We start from the raw sequence: 17,349 nt of genomic DNA on the forward strand, positions 1-17,349 counted from the left end.
AATGTTACAAAATCAACAGAAAAAAAGTGTTAAATCTATAAAATTGTGTTAAGAACGCATTCTTCTATATATAAAATAGAAAAGGCCGGCCACTAAAATGTACGGTATGGACATAAGGTAAACAATACCATTATTTATACCCTCTGCCGCATTACCAGATGCCTCACTCTCTAAAACCGCCCTACACATGGCGCACTGCGCATTTGATAAAGATGGCACTAAAATTAAACCCACGACCAATAAACCTATCAAGTATTTTGGGTTCATCCTTTTTGAACCTTCAAAACCAATTAAACTATTCAGGTTCCTTTTTAATTTTATTTTAGTGCGCATAATAGGGTGCTATCATTATATAAACTACAACTCCCGTTACGGCCACATAGAGCCAAATAGGAAAAGTATACTTTGCCAAGGCCCTATGGCCTACATAATCTTTTAAATAAGCCCTTGCATAGGTTCTAAGAACCAAGGGTATCAATGCTATGGACAAGATAATGTGGGTTATCAATATAAAATAATAAACATATCGTATAGTTCCATCTCCCCCGAACGGCGTCGAATCGGATGTCATATGATAGGCAATATACATTACCAAAAACATCAAGGACAAAACAATATTGGTTGTCATAAGCTTTTTATGCAACGATTCATTTCCGTTCTTAATGGCCCATACTGCCACTAACAACAAAACTGCCGTAACCCCATTTATGGTCGCATAAATCGGGGGCAAAAAAGACAACGGCGCCACGTTCGGAATTTTAACACCGAACAATAAGGCCACTACAACGGGTATAATCACAGAAACAACCGTAATTATCTTATTAAAACGCTTTTCCTTTGTCAGTGTACTTTCTTCCATACTATTCTTCCAATAATTTTCTGATATCCTCTTTTAGTATACTTATCTGTTCTTTTTCCCCTTCGCTGTTTACTCCCATCTTTTCTGTAATGGCCCCTCGATAGTATACAATAGGGTTTCCGAATTCATCTTTTCTTGAACGGATATATCCTTGTTTGTCTACCAAGGCAAACAAACCTGAATGTTCAAATCCTCCCGGTGCATCCGGTACTTCTGCGGCAAAAATATTAAAACCGGCATTTGCCAACTCGTATATTACGTCCCTATCTCCGGTCATTAAATGCCAATCCATATCGGTGACCCCTTTTTTCTCGGCGTATTCCTTTAAAACGGATGGTGTATCGTATTGTGGTGTTATGGTAAAAGAGGCAATACCAAAATCCTCATCGGCAAATTCATTTTGCAATTCGACCAAATTTTCTGTCATGATCGGACATATACTTGGGCATGAAGTAAAGAAAAATTCCACCACAAAAACTTTTCCTAGATAATCCTTATCGGTAACAACCAAACTATCTTGATCTACAAATTCAAAAGAAGGTACTTTCCTTCTGTTTCCGTTTATGGTGATGTAGGCCAAGCTGTCCCTTTCGGAATAAGGAACCATCCTATCTTTATCGACAACTTCTCCCTTAGTAATTTTTTCTACTATCATAGGTATTACGATGATACCGAATATCAGTACGATCAGCGACACCCATACATATGTGTATTTTTTGTTCATTAATCGGTATTTCTATTGTTGTTCTTTTTTAGTGCCAATCTATATTCCGCCAATATAATCTTAACATCGTCTACCATCTTATTGTTGAGCTCCGCCACAGAATTGGTATCAAAACCATATTTAGTACCCTCATCCTCATCATTATCCCTTCCTCTGAGGTTTCCATCTTTATCGATTATAAAAACATAGGGAGTACCTAGGTCGGCCCCCAATTTTATATCGGTTTTAAGATTCTCAAACAGGTTTTTGATATCTGTTTCCTCCATAAAAAGAAACTTCCATTTGCTGGTATCCGCAAGGTTCGCAAGTTCTTTTTTAAGTTCATCTACCTTTTGCTCGGTACCGATCGGTAAGACCATTACACACTGAAAGTCTTTGAATTGATAAAATCGCTTGTATATTTTCTGGTTCAAATTAAAGGTGTTCCCTTTCTTATGTTCCACCTCATTGCCAAGAAAACCCAAAATCGTAATATTGTTATGAAACTGCACATTATTACCCTCTACATTTAACTCGTTCACCCCTTCTGTAAGTACCGGCAACTTACCAAAATTATTTACTCCAGACGCAAAGAACAGGTATGCCACAATGGGCAATACAAACAAAACCACCAGTACAAAAGTCTTTTTCATTTTAAAATTTTCTACTTATAGAACATAGGTTATCCAAAAAAACAGGAAAAGCCTATACACCGTACTTGACCGTACTTTGCAAAAATAAAAAAGACGGTCTTTAAACCGTCTCTTAATTCTGTTAATTCTACTTATAAAGCGATTAGAAATTCCAGGTTACAAACCCATCTTTATAGACATTATAAATATAGTCGCCCTCTACAAGAAGTATAAAAGAAAGGTATATTACCAAAAATACAGGTGTCCATACAATAGCTCTTCTCAATGAACTTTTTTCGTCACGAAGGTGCATAAAGTCCCAAGCAATATAATAGGCCTTTACCAGTGTTAATATGATAAAAATCCAATTTAACAATTTCATACCTAGTACATGCGTTTCTACAAGCCCTGCAGGTTTATAGATACCCAAAACTACCTCTATTGCTGTTACAAATGTTAGAAAGGCCAAAACACCCCATATCTTTTGGGTATTGGATTTAAACTTTACTAGCCCTCTAAAAATCTCTAATTTATGTCCGTGTGCCATAATATGTTTTATCTAATCTTAAAGAAATTGAAACTTGATTAACCTTATACCAAATAGAAGAATGTAAATACGAATACCCACACTAAATCTACGAAGTGCCAATATAACCCCACCTTTTCTACCATCTCGTAGTGACCTCTTTTTTCATAAGTTCCCAATACAACATTGAAGAAAATAATTAAGTTGATCACCACACCAGAAAACACGTGAAAACCGTGAAATCCGGTAATAAAGAAGAAGAAGTCAGCAAAAAGACGGCTTCCGTATTCATTATGTATAAGGTTCGCCCCTTCGACAACCTGACTTGCATTTGCAAGCTTATCTAAAGACTCTTGCCTTGTAAGTAAGGTTTTATGACCGTCCTCACCTATGGTTTCCGTTCTAACAAGTATGTTTGGATTGGCCTTAAAGCCAGCAACTACTTCATTAACCGAGAAACTTGGCAAAGCCGTTTCCCCGTAGAACCAGATTCCATTTTTTCTTTCATGGTCGACTCTTTCGCTAGGTATTGTTTTGGCAAAATCGGCCAATGCAACTCTTTCTCCTGTCTCCGCATTAACAAACTGCAATATTCTTCCACCCTTTGTTTCGATAGCACCATGATCGCCCTTTATAAAAGTAGCCCATTCCCATGCTTGAGAACCAAGGAATATAGCACCACCAATAATGGTAGCGAACATATACCAAATAACAGCTTTCTGTTTCATTTTATGGCCGGCATCAACCGCCAACACCATAGTTACCGAAGACATAATCAAAATAAAGGTCATAAAGGCCACATATATCATCGGATAGTTTCCATGGAAAAAAGGCACGTGAGTAAAAACCTCATCCGCAATAGGCCATATATCCATAAACTTAAACCTAGAAAAACCATAGGCAGCTAAAAAACCTGAAAAAGTAAGGGCATCCGAAACAAGGAAAAACCACATCATTAATTTACCGTAGCTAGCGCCTAAAGGTCTGTTTCCACCTCCCCAAACGTTTTCTTTTACTCCCGTTGTAACCGTCGTATCCATAGATTAATTTATCTCTTTAATAAAACTTTAGCAAATTTACATTTTTTTCAACTATATGAAAGCTGAATTTATTCAAAACTATTTTTGTTCGAAAATATTATTTAACAAAGGTCATAAACAATAACAAATAGACCCACAAAAGATCCAAAAAGTGCCAAAAAGTGGCTCCTAACGTTACCCCTAAATAATCTTCTTTCGTATATTTTCCCCTACTATGGTTAAAGACCACCAATGATAACGATAGCAAACCGGCCACAACATGTATTATGTGCACCATTGCTATTAAAAACACATAAGATGTTTTAATATTACTGGTGGGCCCTGTAAAATAGAAGCCTTCGTTCACCATTTGTGAAAAACCGTTGAACTGTAACACAACAAAAAGTAGTCCTAGGCCCATGGTTGTCCACAACCAAGTAGTACAAAGTTTATGATTACCTTCCTTTATGGCCTTTTTGGCCAAAATGTAGGTTATACTACTAATTATGATAACCACGGTACTTATGTAAAAAGAGTTTGGCAAGTTAATATCGCTTACCCAATCCTCTCTAGTACTACTTACGATATATGCACTTGTCCACCCGGCAAAGCCCATTAACAAACTGACAATACCAAACCAAAGAATCATCTTCTTTGACCTGTCTATTTTTTCTTTTTCAGTACCTTGTGTTAAATCCATTCTTCTTTAAATAAATTTGTCAACGACATAAACAACTTGCATTAATGTGATATAACTCACACTTGCCAACATTAATTTTCTGGCCGTAACATTGCTTCTTTCCGTGTACAACCTAAAAGCAAAAAACAACATAACGCTCCCCATCAACAAGATTATTACAGCTGCAAAAACAGAAAGTTCCAACCTGCCCGTTATACCAAAAACAGGTATTATCGAAACTACCATCATCCAAATGGTATACATTATTATTTGTAGGGCCGTGCCCTTATCTTTTTTTCCGGTAGGCAACATTTTAAAACCTCCCTTTTTATAGTCATCGTCCAACATCCACCCCAAGGCCCAAAAATGGGGGAATTGCCAAAAAAACTGTATCATAAACAAAGTACCCGGTTCTATACCAAATTCATTGGTAGCGGCAACCCAACCAAGCATAAACGGAATGGCACCCGGAAAAGCCCCAACGAACACCGACAATGGTGTTTTCGTTTTTAGCGGCGTATACACACTGGTGTATAAAAAAATTGAGATAGCACCGAACATGGCCGTCTTAGGATTCAACAAATACAAGGCAACCACCCCTAAAATCGTTAAGACTATTGCTATGGACATAGCGGTACGTACCGTCATCCTACCGGAGGGTATAGGCCTGTTCTGGGTACGTTTCATCAACGCGTCCAAATCTCTTTCTATTACCTGATTATATGCATTACTGGCCCCTACCATACAGTAACCGCCAAAAGCCAATAATAAAATGGAAGAAGGATTAATCTCGTAAGCTCCTAGAAAATAACCCGCAATAGAAGAAAAAACAACACTGACCGCAAGTCTTGCTTTGGTAATTTCCTTAAAATCAGCAAAAATCAATGCTACTATGTTGTCTTTTGCCATACCAACCGCGGTCTTCATCTTTACTCAAAATTGGGATGCAAAGATAACCCTCAGCCCATATTTCTGCAACCAAAACGGTTTTATTTATAGTCATAATGAATAACGGGTACAATTAAGACGCTCTTAATAATGTTACATAAGTTAAAATAATGGTACAAAAAAGCCCGAATATTACTATCCGGGCTTATTATAATATAATTGGAATATATCTTATTGCAATTTAAATGTAATTGGAATACTAAAAGGAACACGTACCGCTCTACCTCTTTGCTTCCCTGGTGTCATTTTAGGAAGTTTACTGATAATTCTTGCAGCCTCTTTTTCCAAGTTCTTATCCGGACCACGCATTCTAACGTTACCTATGCTACCATCTTTTTGGATCACGAACATTACACTTACCCTACCTTGTACTCCCATTTCTTGGGCAATTTCCGGGTAACGGAAGTTCTTACTAATATGCTTTTGCATCATTTTGTTAAAACATGCCCTCTTATCACTTTCGTTCTCACAACCTGGAAAAACCGGAACATCTTCAATTACCGCAAAAGGAACGTCAACATCTTCTACTTCTTCTTCCACAACAACATCCTCTACCTCGATGATTTCTTCTTCTTGGCTAGTTTCAGTAGACTCGATTACCGTTTCCTCTACCTCTACCTCATCCTCTACAACCTCGATGATTTCAGGTGCAGCTGGTGGCGGTGGTGGTGGTGGCGTTTTTATTTGCTCCGTCATAGGAACTTCTTCATCCAACAAATCATCCACATTCATGGAGATGTCATAATCATTTACCTCGTCATACGTTTTCCATTCAAATGCAAAATACGTGAGCAGCATCACAGCAAACAACCCTATAACAAAATAGAGGCTACTGTTTTTGGTTAAATCCGCCTTTGGATTCTTTTTCGGTTCCATATCTATTCAATTTAGTTGTTTGCTAATTTAAATAATAAATACTTAAATACGCAATTAAAATTTTCATTTTAACGGCCAAATGCGATAAACAAGCCATCTAACCAAATACATTCCAACAAAAGCACCGAATGTATTCGCCAAAACATCTAAAATATCACCTTCTCTATCGACCGTCATACTATACTGTAACACCTCAATAACCATACCATATATTACAGCGAACACAAAAACAACTAAAAGCACCTTTTTTAGCACAAAATGTTCTTTTAAGTGTTCTCTAGAGGCAAGTACGCCCAAAACCACCATCCCAAAGTAGAATGCAAAATGAACAATTTTATCAAAATGGGGAATATCGATCCCTTCTGTATCTACCCCTGAAAAAGAAAATAAGCTGGAAAAAGTGACCAGCACCATCCAGCTTATAAAAGATATTCTAAAAAAAATGGATTTAAGCACCCACCAATTCTTTGTAATCCGCATCGCTCAACAACTCGGCTATTTCATCTAAGTTGCTCAACTTCACCTTTACCATCCAACCTTCACCATAGGGATCCGTATTCACCTTTTCTGGCTCATCCTCCAACGATTCGTTGAACTCTATGATCTCACCTGACAACGGTAAAAATAAATCGGAAACGGTCTTTACGGCTTCCACAGTTCCAAAAACCTCTTCCTTTTCCAAGGTTTCATCTAGGGTATCTACCTCTACATAGACAATATCTCCCAACTCGCCCTGAGCAAAATCGGTAATACCAACGGTAGCTACATCTCCTTCGATCTTAACCCACTCGTGGTCTTTAGTATACTTTAATTCTGATGGTATATTCATTTCATTGTTTTTGATAGAGGCAAATGTAAATTATTCTTGAACGGAATTCAAAAAAATATCTTCAACTTATATAAAAATGGACTTTATTAATTACCAAAGTTGTAACGCAAGGTAAACCCTGCATTTATAGTAGTCTGTGGATAGGCGGTGGAAACGGCAAATTTTGAGAACGAGTGATCATAGAAAAACAATGCGTTCAATTGCTTGCTCAACGCATAATCTGCAGTAAACTTTATAGATAAAAGGTTTTGACCCGAGGTAACCTGATTGTTATCCAAATCCAAATATCTGATAATTGTAATATTATCCCTTAAACTTACGTCCGCTTTAAGGTTCAAGTCACCTTTTAACCTAGTTTTGTTTCCGCCAATATTGGTAACGAACTTAACATCTTTAATACGGTAGCCCAGACCAACGGTATACTCCTTTCCATTGATCTCTGTCAACAAATTGTTGTCAAAACTCAAAGACAAGGCCCTATCTGTTCTAACTTCGGCTAAGACGCTCAATGAATTTTTCATTTCAAAATCTACCCTCAACAGTGGATTAAATTGATCCGTAAGCACCACATTGTTCAATATTAAATCGGGCAATATATCGCCGTTTTCATCAAACTGCCCATTTTCCTTTTCCAGATTGGTCTGAAATGAATTGATACTGTAGGAAGCCCTATAACCATGACTTAAAGAAAAGCGCTTAAATTTCTTTTTAAACCATTTGTTCTTCATTAACCCAGTGTACTTAATATTCCAATTCGGAATAGGAATCTTTCTAAAAGCATCTAGATTTACACGGTTGACATCTTGGCCCGTATATGCCGCAAAAAAAGCGGGCAACAACACTTCTGGTTGCGTTTTGCTATATCGTTGTGGAAAGCCATCTTCGTCCACTTCCCCTAAAGATTGATACCCCCTATCGGCTTCCAACCTATTGGCAATAGTAATCCTATTTTCTTTGAACTTGGCAAAAGCTTCGGAATCGAACTCGTCACTTTTACCAAAAGCAGTACCGATCATTACCGTAGAAATACTAAAACTACCATACTCGTTTTGAAGACCATTTCTATTATCCAACAAAGCTTCTAGGTCATAATTCTCTTGCATACTGCTAGAGTACTGCCTATCTGCGGTCAAATCTATGGTGAAATCTTTTGTTGGTTGGGCAGTTGCCGTAATGCTGAGCTGCTTATTATTTCTTTTTATAAACTGATCGTTAAAATCCGAGTAAGGCGTTAACCAACCATTTTTCGCCGCTTCGTACCTCACATCTGACTGGCTACCAAAAACAAACCCTACGGATGGTCTGGTGGTACCAATAAACCCGACAGATTGTGTATAACCTGGCAATACCGTACCATTGTTCTCATTGTAATTTACGTTTACCCTTTTTACCATTGTGACCACATCCACAAAAGTGTTGAACAGGCCACTTGTCTTGGGTTTCACTCTCTCTTCTTTACCCGCAGCTACCCCTGCCTTATCCCTACGTATAGGAGAACTACTTGCCTTACCGGCCGACTCTCGTTTCTTTAACCCTATCAAATCATAGAACTTCTGCATGGTCAACGAAGCGGTAATGGCATGCGTATTGGCATTTTGAATGGTATTTATTTGCGCGTTGGGATCGTTTAAAGCCACTTGGGCAACCTCAGCCAAGGCATCTCCACCACGCTGCCAATCAAAGTTGCTGGTGTAACTATACTGTGCATTTATAAAATCGAGTGCGGGAATCTTATTAAAAGGCAGCTCATAATTTAATTGCATTTGCTGCGAATGCCTATTGGGCTCACCAATATCAAAGAAACCATCCCAAACATCAAGAGCCTTGTTTATGGCATCGGCAGAATTCACAGGCTCATCCTCATTATAATAATTACGCACAATATTATTGTTAGAACCCGTAAAGTTCAATCGTAACGATTTGGTCAAATTATAATTAATGGCGTATTGCCAATTAAATAAATAATTACGCTGCTGCAATTCGGGAAGTTCCAGACGATCTTCACCCTCTTCGTACACATCCCTAAATCGCTGTGTGTTAAATTGCCTGTTGATATTGGAGTTCAAAGACACACTTGCCGGCAATAGATTTAAGTTCAGGTCTTTTAACCATTTCCAGTATGCACCATTGAAAAGCGAGTCTTTTTTGGCAAAAGGTGCTACCTCCACTGGATCAAAACTATGGTTATAGACAAAACCCGTATTTACAGTTTGATCTCTTAGCTCGGCAATTTCAAAATCTCGATGTTCTGTTTCGTTATAAGAATAGTTAAATGTAAAATTCTCTATGTCGTAGAAATTGGCATCTGCTTCCTCTCCTCTATTTTTTCGAACACCGATCAAGTTTATACTCGTTCTTTTTGTATAATCTTCCGCTTGCTCCTTTATATTGTCCGCTGCTTCTTTGGTCGGGGCCGCCGCAATTAGGTCGTCTAATCTTAAATCATCGTAAACAGGGTCAAACTCCGGTGTTATAAGTTCTTCCGACACACTATAGTTAAAAGGCAATTGTATGTTCCATTGTTTTGGAAGTAACTGTCCGGCATTTACGTTGGTTACCACATCATAGGATATAGCATCTTCCATAGACCTTTCGGTAGGTGTTTGATCTATAGTACCAAATCCGGATGTACTGGTACTACCCGTGGCGCTTATGTTGGCAAAATCCGCAATATTGGCATCTAACGCCCCGGTGGCGGCCCAACCTCCGTTGTTTTCCAGTCCGGCCAAACGAAGTTCATTGAACCAAACCTCTCCCCTTGCAGGCAAATCATCTTGATTCTTTACTCCGACCATCATACTTCTTATGCTTCCTAACGAAGGGTTACCTTTTATACCTATACGCACCCTGCCAGGTGTTCTTTCATCAAACTCATTAACTGCAACCACTTCATCGTTTACTACTTCAAAAAAGCGCATCTCGCTCAAATCATCCCCTTGGATCCATGAAGATTTTACTTTGTTCAAATCACTAAGAGCAACTTCCAACTGATTATCATCTGGCCAAATTTCGGTATCCGATACTGCTGAAAATGGCGTAAACTGTAAAGGAAGTTCTAGCTGATAGTAATTCTGCGTAAAATCTGTTCCGATCCTTAAGAAACCGACCAAAGGCGTTTCATTGTCACTGTAATCACCATCGGCAATCTTTTCGGCATGCATGAACATTTTTATTTTTTCGTATTGTCTAATGTCAATATTCAAATTTTTATAAACGCCCCTAGAATCTCTAGACTCTAGACCTTCGATCAATAAAGAGAGGGATTGCTCGTTTTGCCTAATAATAGTATTGTTATTGTTCAACTGCTCTCTTACAACTCCTGGAGGCAACACATACGGAATCGGAAGCCTACTACTATTTTCTTCTATATTAACGGTATTCACATCTACCGTTGTTCCATCATCCGAAGGATCACTGTCTAGATCCTCATCTTGCAAATTCTTGGTATACGTTCGCCAGTCTCCCCTTACAAGATCTAAAGTTGCAAAGCGCAATACCGTAGGAGAAGAAAAACCGGTCATGTACATACGCATAAAACTAATGGACCTAAAATCTGTAATACCACCCACGGCATCCGAGAAATCACTTAAAGGAATCTTATACTGGATCCACCTTCTGTTCAACTGATCGCCATTTGGCAATTCTGGCGTTACCCCTTCTTGTATATCGGTTACATACTTATCGTCTATTGTTGTATTGGGCTTGATAGGAATACGGTACTCATAATAACTATTTACCGTATTCATGGTAAGATCACGATCTATATCCTCTACATCGGGTAAAGTGGTAGACCCCCTGTTGGTATTTGTCACCTCTACGGGCGAGTTGCCTTGTGGGTTATTAAAATCTAAATAACGCTCTAAAATTCCACCATCCCTGTTCAAATAATATTGATAGTTATCCAAAGCCGGGTCATCACTTGGATTGGCATCGTAAATAGCCGCCTCGGCCTCATCCGTCAACCCATCAAACCCAAGATCCTGCAAAGTTCTGTTCTCTTCACTTGCATCAAAAGCATATACTAAAGATTGAGTGGCGGGTACTTGTCCCCAAGAAGTTTCAGAAACAAAATCATTGCTATCCACACCTGGCAAACCATTCTCATATTGCTTTTTACCATCCTTTAATATATCCTCCGATATATTACCAAGGTTAAGTACCAGTTCTCCCGATGTTGTTGCTTCCCCGTCTACATATGGATCCAATACCCAAAACTGAACAAACTCAACATTCGACTGCTCAAAATCGGTACTACTCAATGACCTCATGATACCTGCCCATTTTTCTTCGGGCTGTTCGGTCTCAAAATTCGGATTGTTGTTATAAGGTCCTTTTAAATTGGGATAGTACGCTAAATCCAACGTTGACTGCACGGTTGTTTGGCCTTGCGCAATATCGGTCTGAGGAAAAACCTCGTCTACATAAACCCTACGTGTGGCATTGGTAGATACATCATTATCACTAATACCCGATGGTCTTTGATTGGTATAGAAAATAGGATCTATAGTATACCATGCCACCTTTGCCCTTCCATAACCATTTTCTAGATTGGTGGGATCATCTGGGGAACCGCCGGCCAATTGCCCCCCTGATACAAACTCTAAAGGAGTACTCGCCAACGACCAACCTAAATAGCCACTGATATCTATCAATGCCTGCGCCCCTTCAAAATCATCTAAATATGTTGTTGTCTCCCCTTCAAAATCCGCATTTTTAGGAGAATTCGGCTTCAACCATGCCACCTCGGCCCTAAGCGATAAGTTTGAAGGCACATCCGTATCAATGTTTGGTAGTTTGTTCACCATTCTGGTCAACCATGGCACTTCTGTAGAGAAATTACCGTTTAAACCAAAAATTGTATTGTTCACGGGCTCTACCCCATAATTTGATTTTTGGGTCAATGGACGCTCATTAAGATTCAGGAAAGTACCTCCTAAAACAAAGTTCTTGTTCAATTGATGTTCAACATTAACACCCGCAAAACGTTTTGTTTGTTGCCCGAACACGGCATTGTTTTCTACAGAAATATTGATGGGGGTATTGGAAGCTTCCAGACTTGGATCCAATATCTGTACCGTTCCTGCCTGATAATTCACAGTGTAATCGATACCTTCTTGTAATTGCCTTCCTCCGGCCGTAACAACCACAGAACCTTGTGGCACATTAAAGGCACCTATTGAAATACCATTGCTACTTTCAGATTTATAACTACCCTTTAAAAGAAACTTGTTCTTTTCGGACTCTTGCAAGGCGGCAGCTTTGGTAAGGGCATACATATCCCTAAAAACATATTTCTTTTGATTTTCGTTATAGACCGATTCGTTGTCGTACCCACCAGGGTTTCCGTTTTCTAAAATCTCGTATAGATACTCACCAAAAGGTTCTACCGTGGTAAAGATTATCCTTCCAGACTGGGTGTCTACCGTTATTCCCGAATAAAAATCAAAAAAACCGTCACCACCGGGCTGAACATCATTATATATATTCAACCTATCTAAATTGAACACATCTAAAAGAATTCTTTCCTCTAAACCATCTGGCCACCCACTACCGGGACCATCGACAACGGGTGTTATATAGTTTCGTGAAGTTGGATCCGAATAGAGTATATTCATCTTAAAGTCGTCCTCACTTAAATTATAGGCCCCGGTCGAGTAAATATTTTTCATCATCAAGTCCCAAATAGGATCATTGATATTGGTTATGTTACTCTTTAAGAGTTTTAACACCAATGTATTATTCTCTATAACAGGATTAACATCCTGCGACACCGTAGTAGCATCAATTCCTCCATTGGCAAACTCCCCTACCTGAAAAACCTCTCCTTGATATGTATATTGGTAGGCCACGGCCAACACTTCGTCGTTGCTTAGACTTTGATTTAAAGAGATATAACCCAATTGAGAATTATATGTATAGTCGGTACCCTCCACCAACTTTCTTGCATTCTCTAAAATAGCGTAATCAAAACCTTGATTAAGCGTATAACCAGGGGTAAACCTCGATTGATCAAACCCACTTTCTACGGTTGCAATTTCTCGAATATTATCGGTCAAAGCTCCTCCGTTACCTATCAACGTTGGATCAAGATCATTGGCATTGTTACGCGGTCTTAAATCACCGGGATTATTAAAAAAACCAGCGGCATTACCTCCATTTTGCCCTATTCTGGTCTTAGAGGCATCGGCCTCACCCAAATCTTGCAACGCTACCACATTTCTGACATTGAGGGTCTGTTGTGTTCTGTTGGTTATCCAAACTTCCAATCTAGTGATTTGAACTTGGCTTTGTATATACGGATAGCTAGATAATGCCTGGTCATAATTATCCCTAAAATATTGTGATAAAAAGAAATGCCTGTCCTCATCATAATCCAATGCGGTAATATTGAACTCATTTACCGTACCTCCACCTTGCGCCACTACTGTGTTACTTTGTGAACGCTGTTCGGAAAAAACGGCGGTTACCTTTGTTTTCCCGAACTGTAACTGTGTCTTTACACCAAACAGGCTTTGCGCCCCTTGTATTAAAGAACTGTTCAAGGGCATACTTACGTTACCCACTTCAATATTTTGAATTATATCATCCTCGGTGGGCGTATAGTCCAACTTAACGATATTTTGAAAATCGAAAGTGGCCTCAGTATCATAATTGGCGGTAACCTGCAGTCTTTCACCTATTTTACCCAACATACTTAGGCTGATACGCTGATCAAAATCGAAAGACAGATTGGTTCTGTTTCTTGGGGACAAAGAAGGGTTATCGTTCTTCTGCCAAATAACGCCAAGATCCATGGCAACCGAACCTTGAGGTATTACCTCTATAGTATTACCCCCAAATATGGACTGGAAGAAGTCGTTATTGACATAAAAGTTGGGCAACAAATTTTTTCTTGCCTCTTCACTACCTTCCTTTTTTCCCGAGTACGCATCCGACTTCTCTTTAAAGTAAGATTTAATACCTTCTTTTTTGATAAGGTCGTAATACTGCTCAGGGGTAAGAATGATAGGATACCCTATATTAAAATCACCTACACTTTCATTATAAACATACCGATCTAGACCCGGATCATAGATATATTTAGACACGATACTATCTGGGTTCTCCAAGACAATCCGTCCTAGATCAAAACCTGTCTTTACCGAGTCAACTTCCTGCTCATCTGTTTCTTGGGCAATGGAATAATCCATAAAGCCTAAAAAAACAATGAATAGAATGTTGTACTTAAAAGAATTTTTAAGAAATCTAAATGCCCCTTGTTTCAAACTTGCTACAAATTTTTGAGCGCTAGTTTTATAATGTTCTCTACGCTTAAAGAGGTGTCTTGGGAAATAACCTTATCAACTACTTTTTCAGCCTGTTTTCTGGCAAACCCCAGAACCTCTAAAGCAGATAACGCTTCATCTTTATTTGTATTGTTTGGAGGGGTCGAAACTTCGTCAATATCATAAATTTTAAGAACCTTGTCCCTTAGATCTAAAATAACTCTTTGAGCGGTTTTGGCACCTATACCCTTTATAGCTTGTATGGCCGCAACATCACCATTTGCTATAGCGTCCCTAATCTGCATGGGGGACATCGAAGAAAGCATTGTTCTTGCCGTACTCGATCCTATACCCGAAACCGACAACAAAAGGCGAAATATTTCGCGTTCCGATTTTTCGGCAAACCCAAAAAGTGTATGTGAATCTTCTTTTATCTGAAGATGTGTATAGACTTGTATTAATTCACTTTCCGCAAGTTTCGAAAATGTATGCAACGATATATTAACGAAATAACCCACCCCATTGCATTCCACGATAATATGGGTGGGGTTTTTCTCTATCAGTTTACCTTTAAGGTGGTGGATCATACAATTAATTTGGGTTAGTTATAACAACAATGGGAAGAGAGAACAAACTCCTTTATGGAATTTAAGCTCCTCCTTTTGCCTTTTTACGTTTTTCTCTCTCTTGGGCATCGATAACCGCAACGGCCGTCATGTTCACTATTTCATCTACACTCGCCCCCAATTGCATAATATGAACCGCTTTTCTTAGCCCCATCATAATAGGGCCAATAGAATCGGCTTTATTTAATTCTTTTAATAATTTATAGGTAATATTAGCGGATTCCAGATTCGGAAACACCAGTGTATTCACTTTTCTCCCTGCCAATCTAGAAAAAGGGAAGTTACTTTCGTGCAGTTCTCTATTCAATGCAAAATCGGTTTGAATTTCCCCATCCACTACCAATTCTGGATTAACCTCATGTAAAATTTCAACTGCTTTTCTAACTTTCACCGCATTTGGATGGGATGACGACCCAAAATTAGCGTAGCTCAAAAGGGCTATCACGGGATCAAAGCCAAAAGTAGAGGCAACATTGGCCGTCATTTGGGCTATCTCAGCTATTTCTTCGGCATTGGGATCTATATTTATAGAGGTGTCTGCCAAGAACAAGGGCCCTCTTTCGGTAATCATTATATTCACCGTTGCGACCTTTTTAACTCCATTCGCCCTTCCAATTACCTCCAAGATGGGTTTTACAACCGTTGGATAAGCTCTTGAGTAGCCAGATATCATACCATCCGCATCACCTTCCATAACCATCATGGCACCAAAATAATTACGTTCGCGCATTTTTATTTTAGCACTGTACAAGGTGGTACCCTTACGTTTTCTACTTTCCCAATATTTGGTTGCATATCTAATGTGCCTTTCATCAAAATCGCCAGACAATGGATCTACAATAGGGATATCGGCATCGAACTCCAATTCTTTCTTAAGTTCCAATATAACATCCTTTCTTCCCAACAAAATAGGCTCCGCAATTCCTTCCTCATACACAATTTGGGCAGCCTTAAGAACATCTAGGTGGTCGGCTTCGGCAAATACGATTCGCTTGGTATTGGAACGCGCCCTACTATGCAACAATCTTACGACTTTATTGTCGTTACCTGAACGCAGCATTAATTCCTCTCTATACTTGTCCCAATCCTCTATTGGAAGTTTTGCCACACCACTATCCATTGCAGCTTTGGCAACTGCAGGCGGAATTTCATAGATCAAACGCTGATCAAAAGGTTTAGGAATAATGTAATCCCTACCAAAAGTAAGCCTTGTTTCCCCATAGGCGATATTTACTTGTTCGGGTACAGGTTGCTTTGTTAGGTCTGCAAGTGCCTTAACTGCCGCCATTTTCATCTCTTCATTGATAGATGTAGCCCGTACATCCAAAGCTCCCCTAAAAATAAATGGGAATCCAAGTACATTATTTACTTGGTTAGGATGATCGGACCTACCGGTAGCCATTATAATATCTTTTCTGGTAGCTATAGCGGTTTCATAACTAATCTCGGGATCCGGATTCGCCATGGCGAACACAATAGGGTTATCGGCCATCGATTTTAACATCTCCGGGGTAACGATATTGGCTACGGAAAGACCTATAAAAACATCTGCACCGGCCAAGGCCTCTTCTAACGTATCTATTTTTCTGTCTGTGGCAAATTCAAGTTTGGAAGCCGATAAATTCTCAGCATCCTTTCTTATAACCCCCTTACTATCGAGCATTACAATATTTTCCGCCTTTGCCCCAAATGCTTTGTACAACTTTGTACAGGAAACAGCGGCAGCACCAGCTCCACTGACCACGATTTTCACATCTTCTATTTTTTTACCGGCCAGTTCGAGTGCATTCAAAAATGCCGCAGCCGAGATGATGGCAGTTCCGTGCTGATCATCATGCATCACTGGAATATCAAGCTCTTCCTTTAATCTTCTTTCTATCTCAAAAGCTTCCGGAGCCTTTATATCCTCAAGATTAATTCCCCCGAATGTAGGAGCTATCATTTTCACGGTTTCTATAAACTTGTCCACATCTTCGGTATCCACCTCAATATCGATACCATCTATATCTGCAAAGATCTTAAACAACAGACCCTTGCCTTCCATCACAGGCTTAGAAGCTTCTGGCCCAATATTACCAAGACCTAACACCGCAGTACCATTAGATATAATGGCCACCATGTTTCCCTTAGAGGTATATTTGTATACATTATCTTTATTCTTGGCAATTTCCAAGCAAGGCTCAGCAACACCAGGCGAATACGCCAAACCAAGATCTCTCTGAGTACTATAAGGTTTGGTGGGAACGATCTTTATTTTTCCCGGCTGTGGTTTTGCATGGTATACAAGGGCTTCTCTTCTTTGCTTTTCATTGCTCATATTCTCAAGTTTAAAAGAAACAAATTTAACCGTATTCCTGAAAACACAATTAAAAGATCAAAGTTTTATC

The 17,349-nt window shown here is 39.1% G+C and carries 14 protein-coding genes; all 14 read right to left on the minus strand.

Annotated features, from left to right (window positions below; all coding sequences use genetic code 11):
- Positions 1 to 48 precede the first annotated feature (48 nt).
- The gene (locus AB657_RS10000; protein WP_316933219.1) at positions 49 to 333 is read right to left on the minus strand and encodes a hypothetical protein; all 285 of its coding nucleotides are present in this window, start codon (positions 331 to 333) and stop codon (positions 49 to 51) included.
- Positions 323 to 859, minus strand: coding sequence for a DUF420 domain-containing protein (locus AB657_RS10005; protein WP_047246359.1), 537 nt, complete (start codon positions 857 to 859; stop codon positions 323 to 325). Before AB657_RS10005 ends, AB657_RS10000 begins: the two co-directional genes overlap by 11 nt.
- Before the next feature lies 1 nt (position 860).
- Positions 861 to 1,583 carry an SCO family protein gene (locus AB657_RS10010; RefSeq protein ID WP_047246360.1) on the minus strand — a complete coding sequence of 241 codons (723 nt, stop codon included), beginning with the start codon at positions 1,581 to 1,583 and terminating at the stop codon, positions 861 to 863.
- Positions 1,583 to 2,215, minus strand: a complete 633-nt coding sequence (locus tag AB657_RS10015) for a hypothetical protein (protein WP_047246361.1) — start codon at positions 2,213 to 2,215, stop codon at positions 1,583 to 1,585. The genes AB657_RS10010 and AB657_RS10015 overlap by 1 nt, the downstream gene beginning before the upstream one ends.
- A gap of 142 nt (positions 2,216 to 2,357) precedes the next feature.
- Complete coding sequence (locus AB657_RS10020) at positions 2,358 to 2,741, minus strand: cytochrome C oxidase subunit IV family protein (protein ID WP_047246362.1); 384 nt, start codon at positions 2,739 to 2,741, stop codon at positions 2,358 to 2,360.
- Positions 2,742 to 2,785: 44 nt separating this feature from the next.
- Positions 2,786 to 3,760 (minus strand): cytochrome c oxidase subunit 3, encoded by a 975-nt coding sequence (locus tag AB657_RS10025; protein WP_047246363.1) that lies wholly within the window; start codon positions 3,758 to 3,760, stop codon positions 2,786 to 2,788.
- Between the two features lie 97 nt (positions 3,761 to 3,857).
- Positions 3,858 to 4,439, minus strand: coding sequence for a cytochrome c oxidase subunit 3 (locus tag AB657_RS10030; protein ID WP_047246364.1), 582 nt, complete (start codon positions 4,437 to 4,439; stop codon positions 3,858 to 3,860).
- A 6-nt stretch (positions 4,440 to 4,445) separates the two neighbouring features.
- Positions 4,446 to 5,345: a heme o synthase gene (gene cyoE, locus AB657_RS10035; protein WP_047246365.1), complete on the minus strand. Its 900-nt coding sequence runs from the start codon at positions 5,343 to 5,345 to the stop codon at positions 4,446 to 4,448.
- Positions 5,346 to 5,537: 192 nt separating this feature from the next.
- Positions 5,538 to 6,242: an energy transducer TonB gene (locus tag AB657_RS10040; protein WP_047246366.1), complete on the minus strand. Its 705-nt coding sequence runs from the start codon at positions 6,240 to 6,242 to the stop codon at positions 5,538 to 5,540.
- A 63-nt stretch (positions 6,243 to 6,305) separates the two neighbouring features.
- Positions 6,306 to 6,698, minus strand: a complete 393-nt coding sequence (locus AB657_RS10045; protein ID WP_198146896.1) for a VanZ family protein — start codon at positions 6,696 to 6,698, stop codon at positions 6,306 to 6,308.
- Positions 6,691 to 7,071 carry a glycine cleavage system protein GcvH gene (gene gcvH / locus AB657_RS10050; protein WP_047246368.1) on the minus strand — a complete coding sequence of 127 codons (381 nt, stop codon included), beginning with the start codon at positions 7,069 to 7,071 and terminating at the stop codon, positions 6,691 to 6,693. The genes AB657_RS10045 and gcvH overlap by 8 nt, the downstream gene beginning before the upstream one ends.
- Before the next feature lie 86 nt (positions 7,072 to 7,157).
- A complete protein-coding gene (gene sov, locus AB657_RS10055) occupies positions 7,158 to 14,336 on the minus strand; it encodes a T9SS outer membrane translocon Sov/SprA (RefSeq protein ID WP_047246369.1) in 7,179 nt (2,392 codons plus the stop codon).
- Positions 14,337 to 14,341: 5 nt separating this feature from the next.
- The gene (gene ruvA, locus AB657_RS10060; RefSeq protein ID WP_047246370.1) at positions 14,342 to 14,923 is read right to left on the minus strand and encodes a Holliday junction branch migration protein RuvA; all 582 of its coding nucleotides are present in this window, start codon (positions 14,921 to 14,923) and stop codon (positions 14,342 to 14,344) included.
- A 61-nt stretch (positions 14,924 to 14,984) separates the two neighbouring features.
- Complete coding sequence (locus AB657_RS10065; RefSeq protein WP_047246371.1) at positions 14,985 to 17,279, minus strand: NADP-dependent malic enzyme; 2,295 nt, start codon at positions 17,277 to 17,279, stop codon at positions 14,985 to 14,987.
- Between the last annotated feature and the right edge of the window lie 70 nt (positions 17,280 to 17,349).

It is taken from the genome of Maribacter thermophilus (assembly GCF_001020565.1).
Lineage (GTDB): Bacteria > Bacteroidota > Bacteroidia > Flavobacteriales > Flavobacteriaceae > Maribacter > Maribacter thermophilus.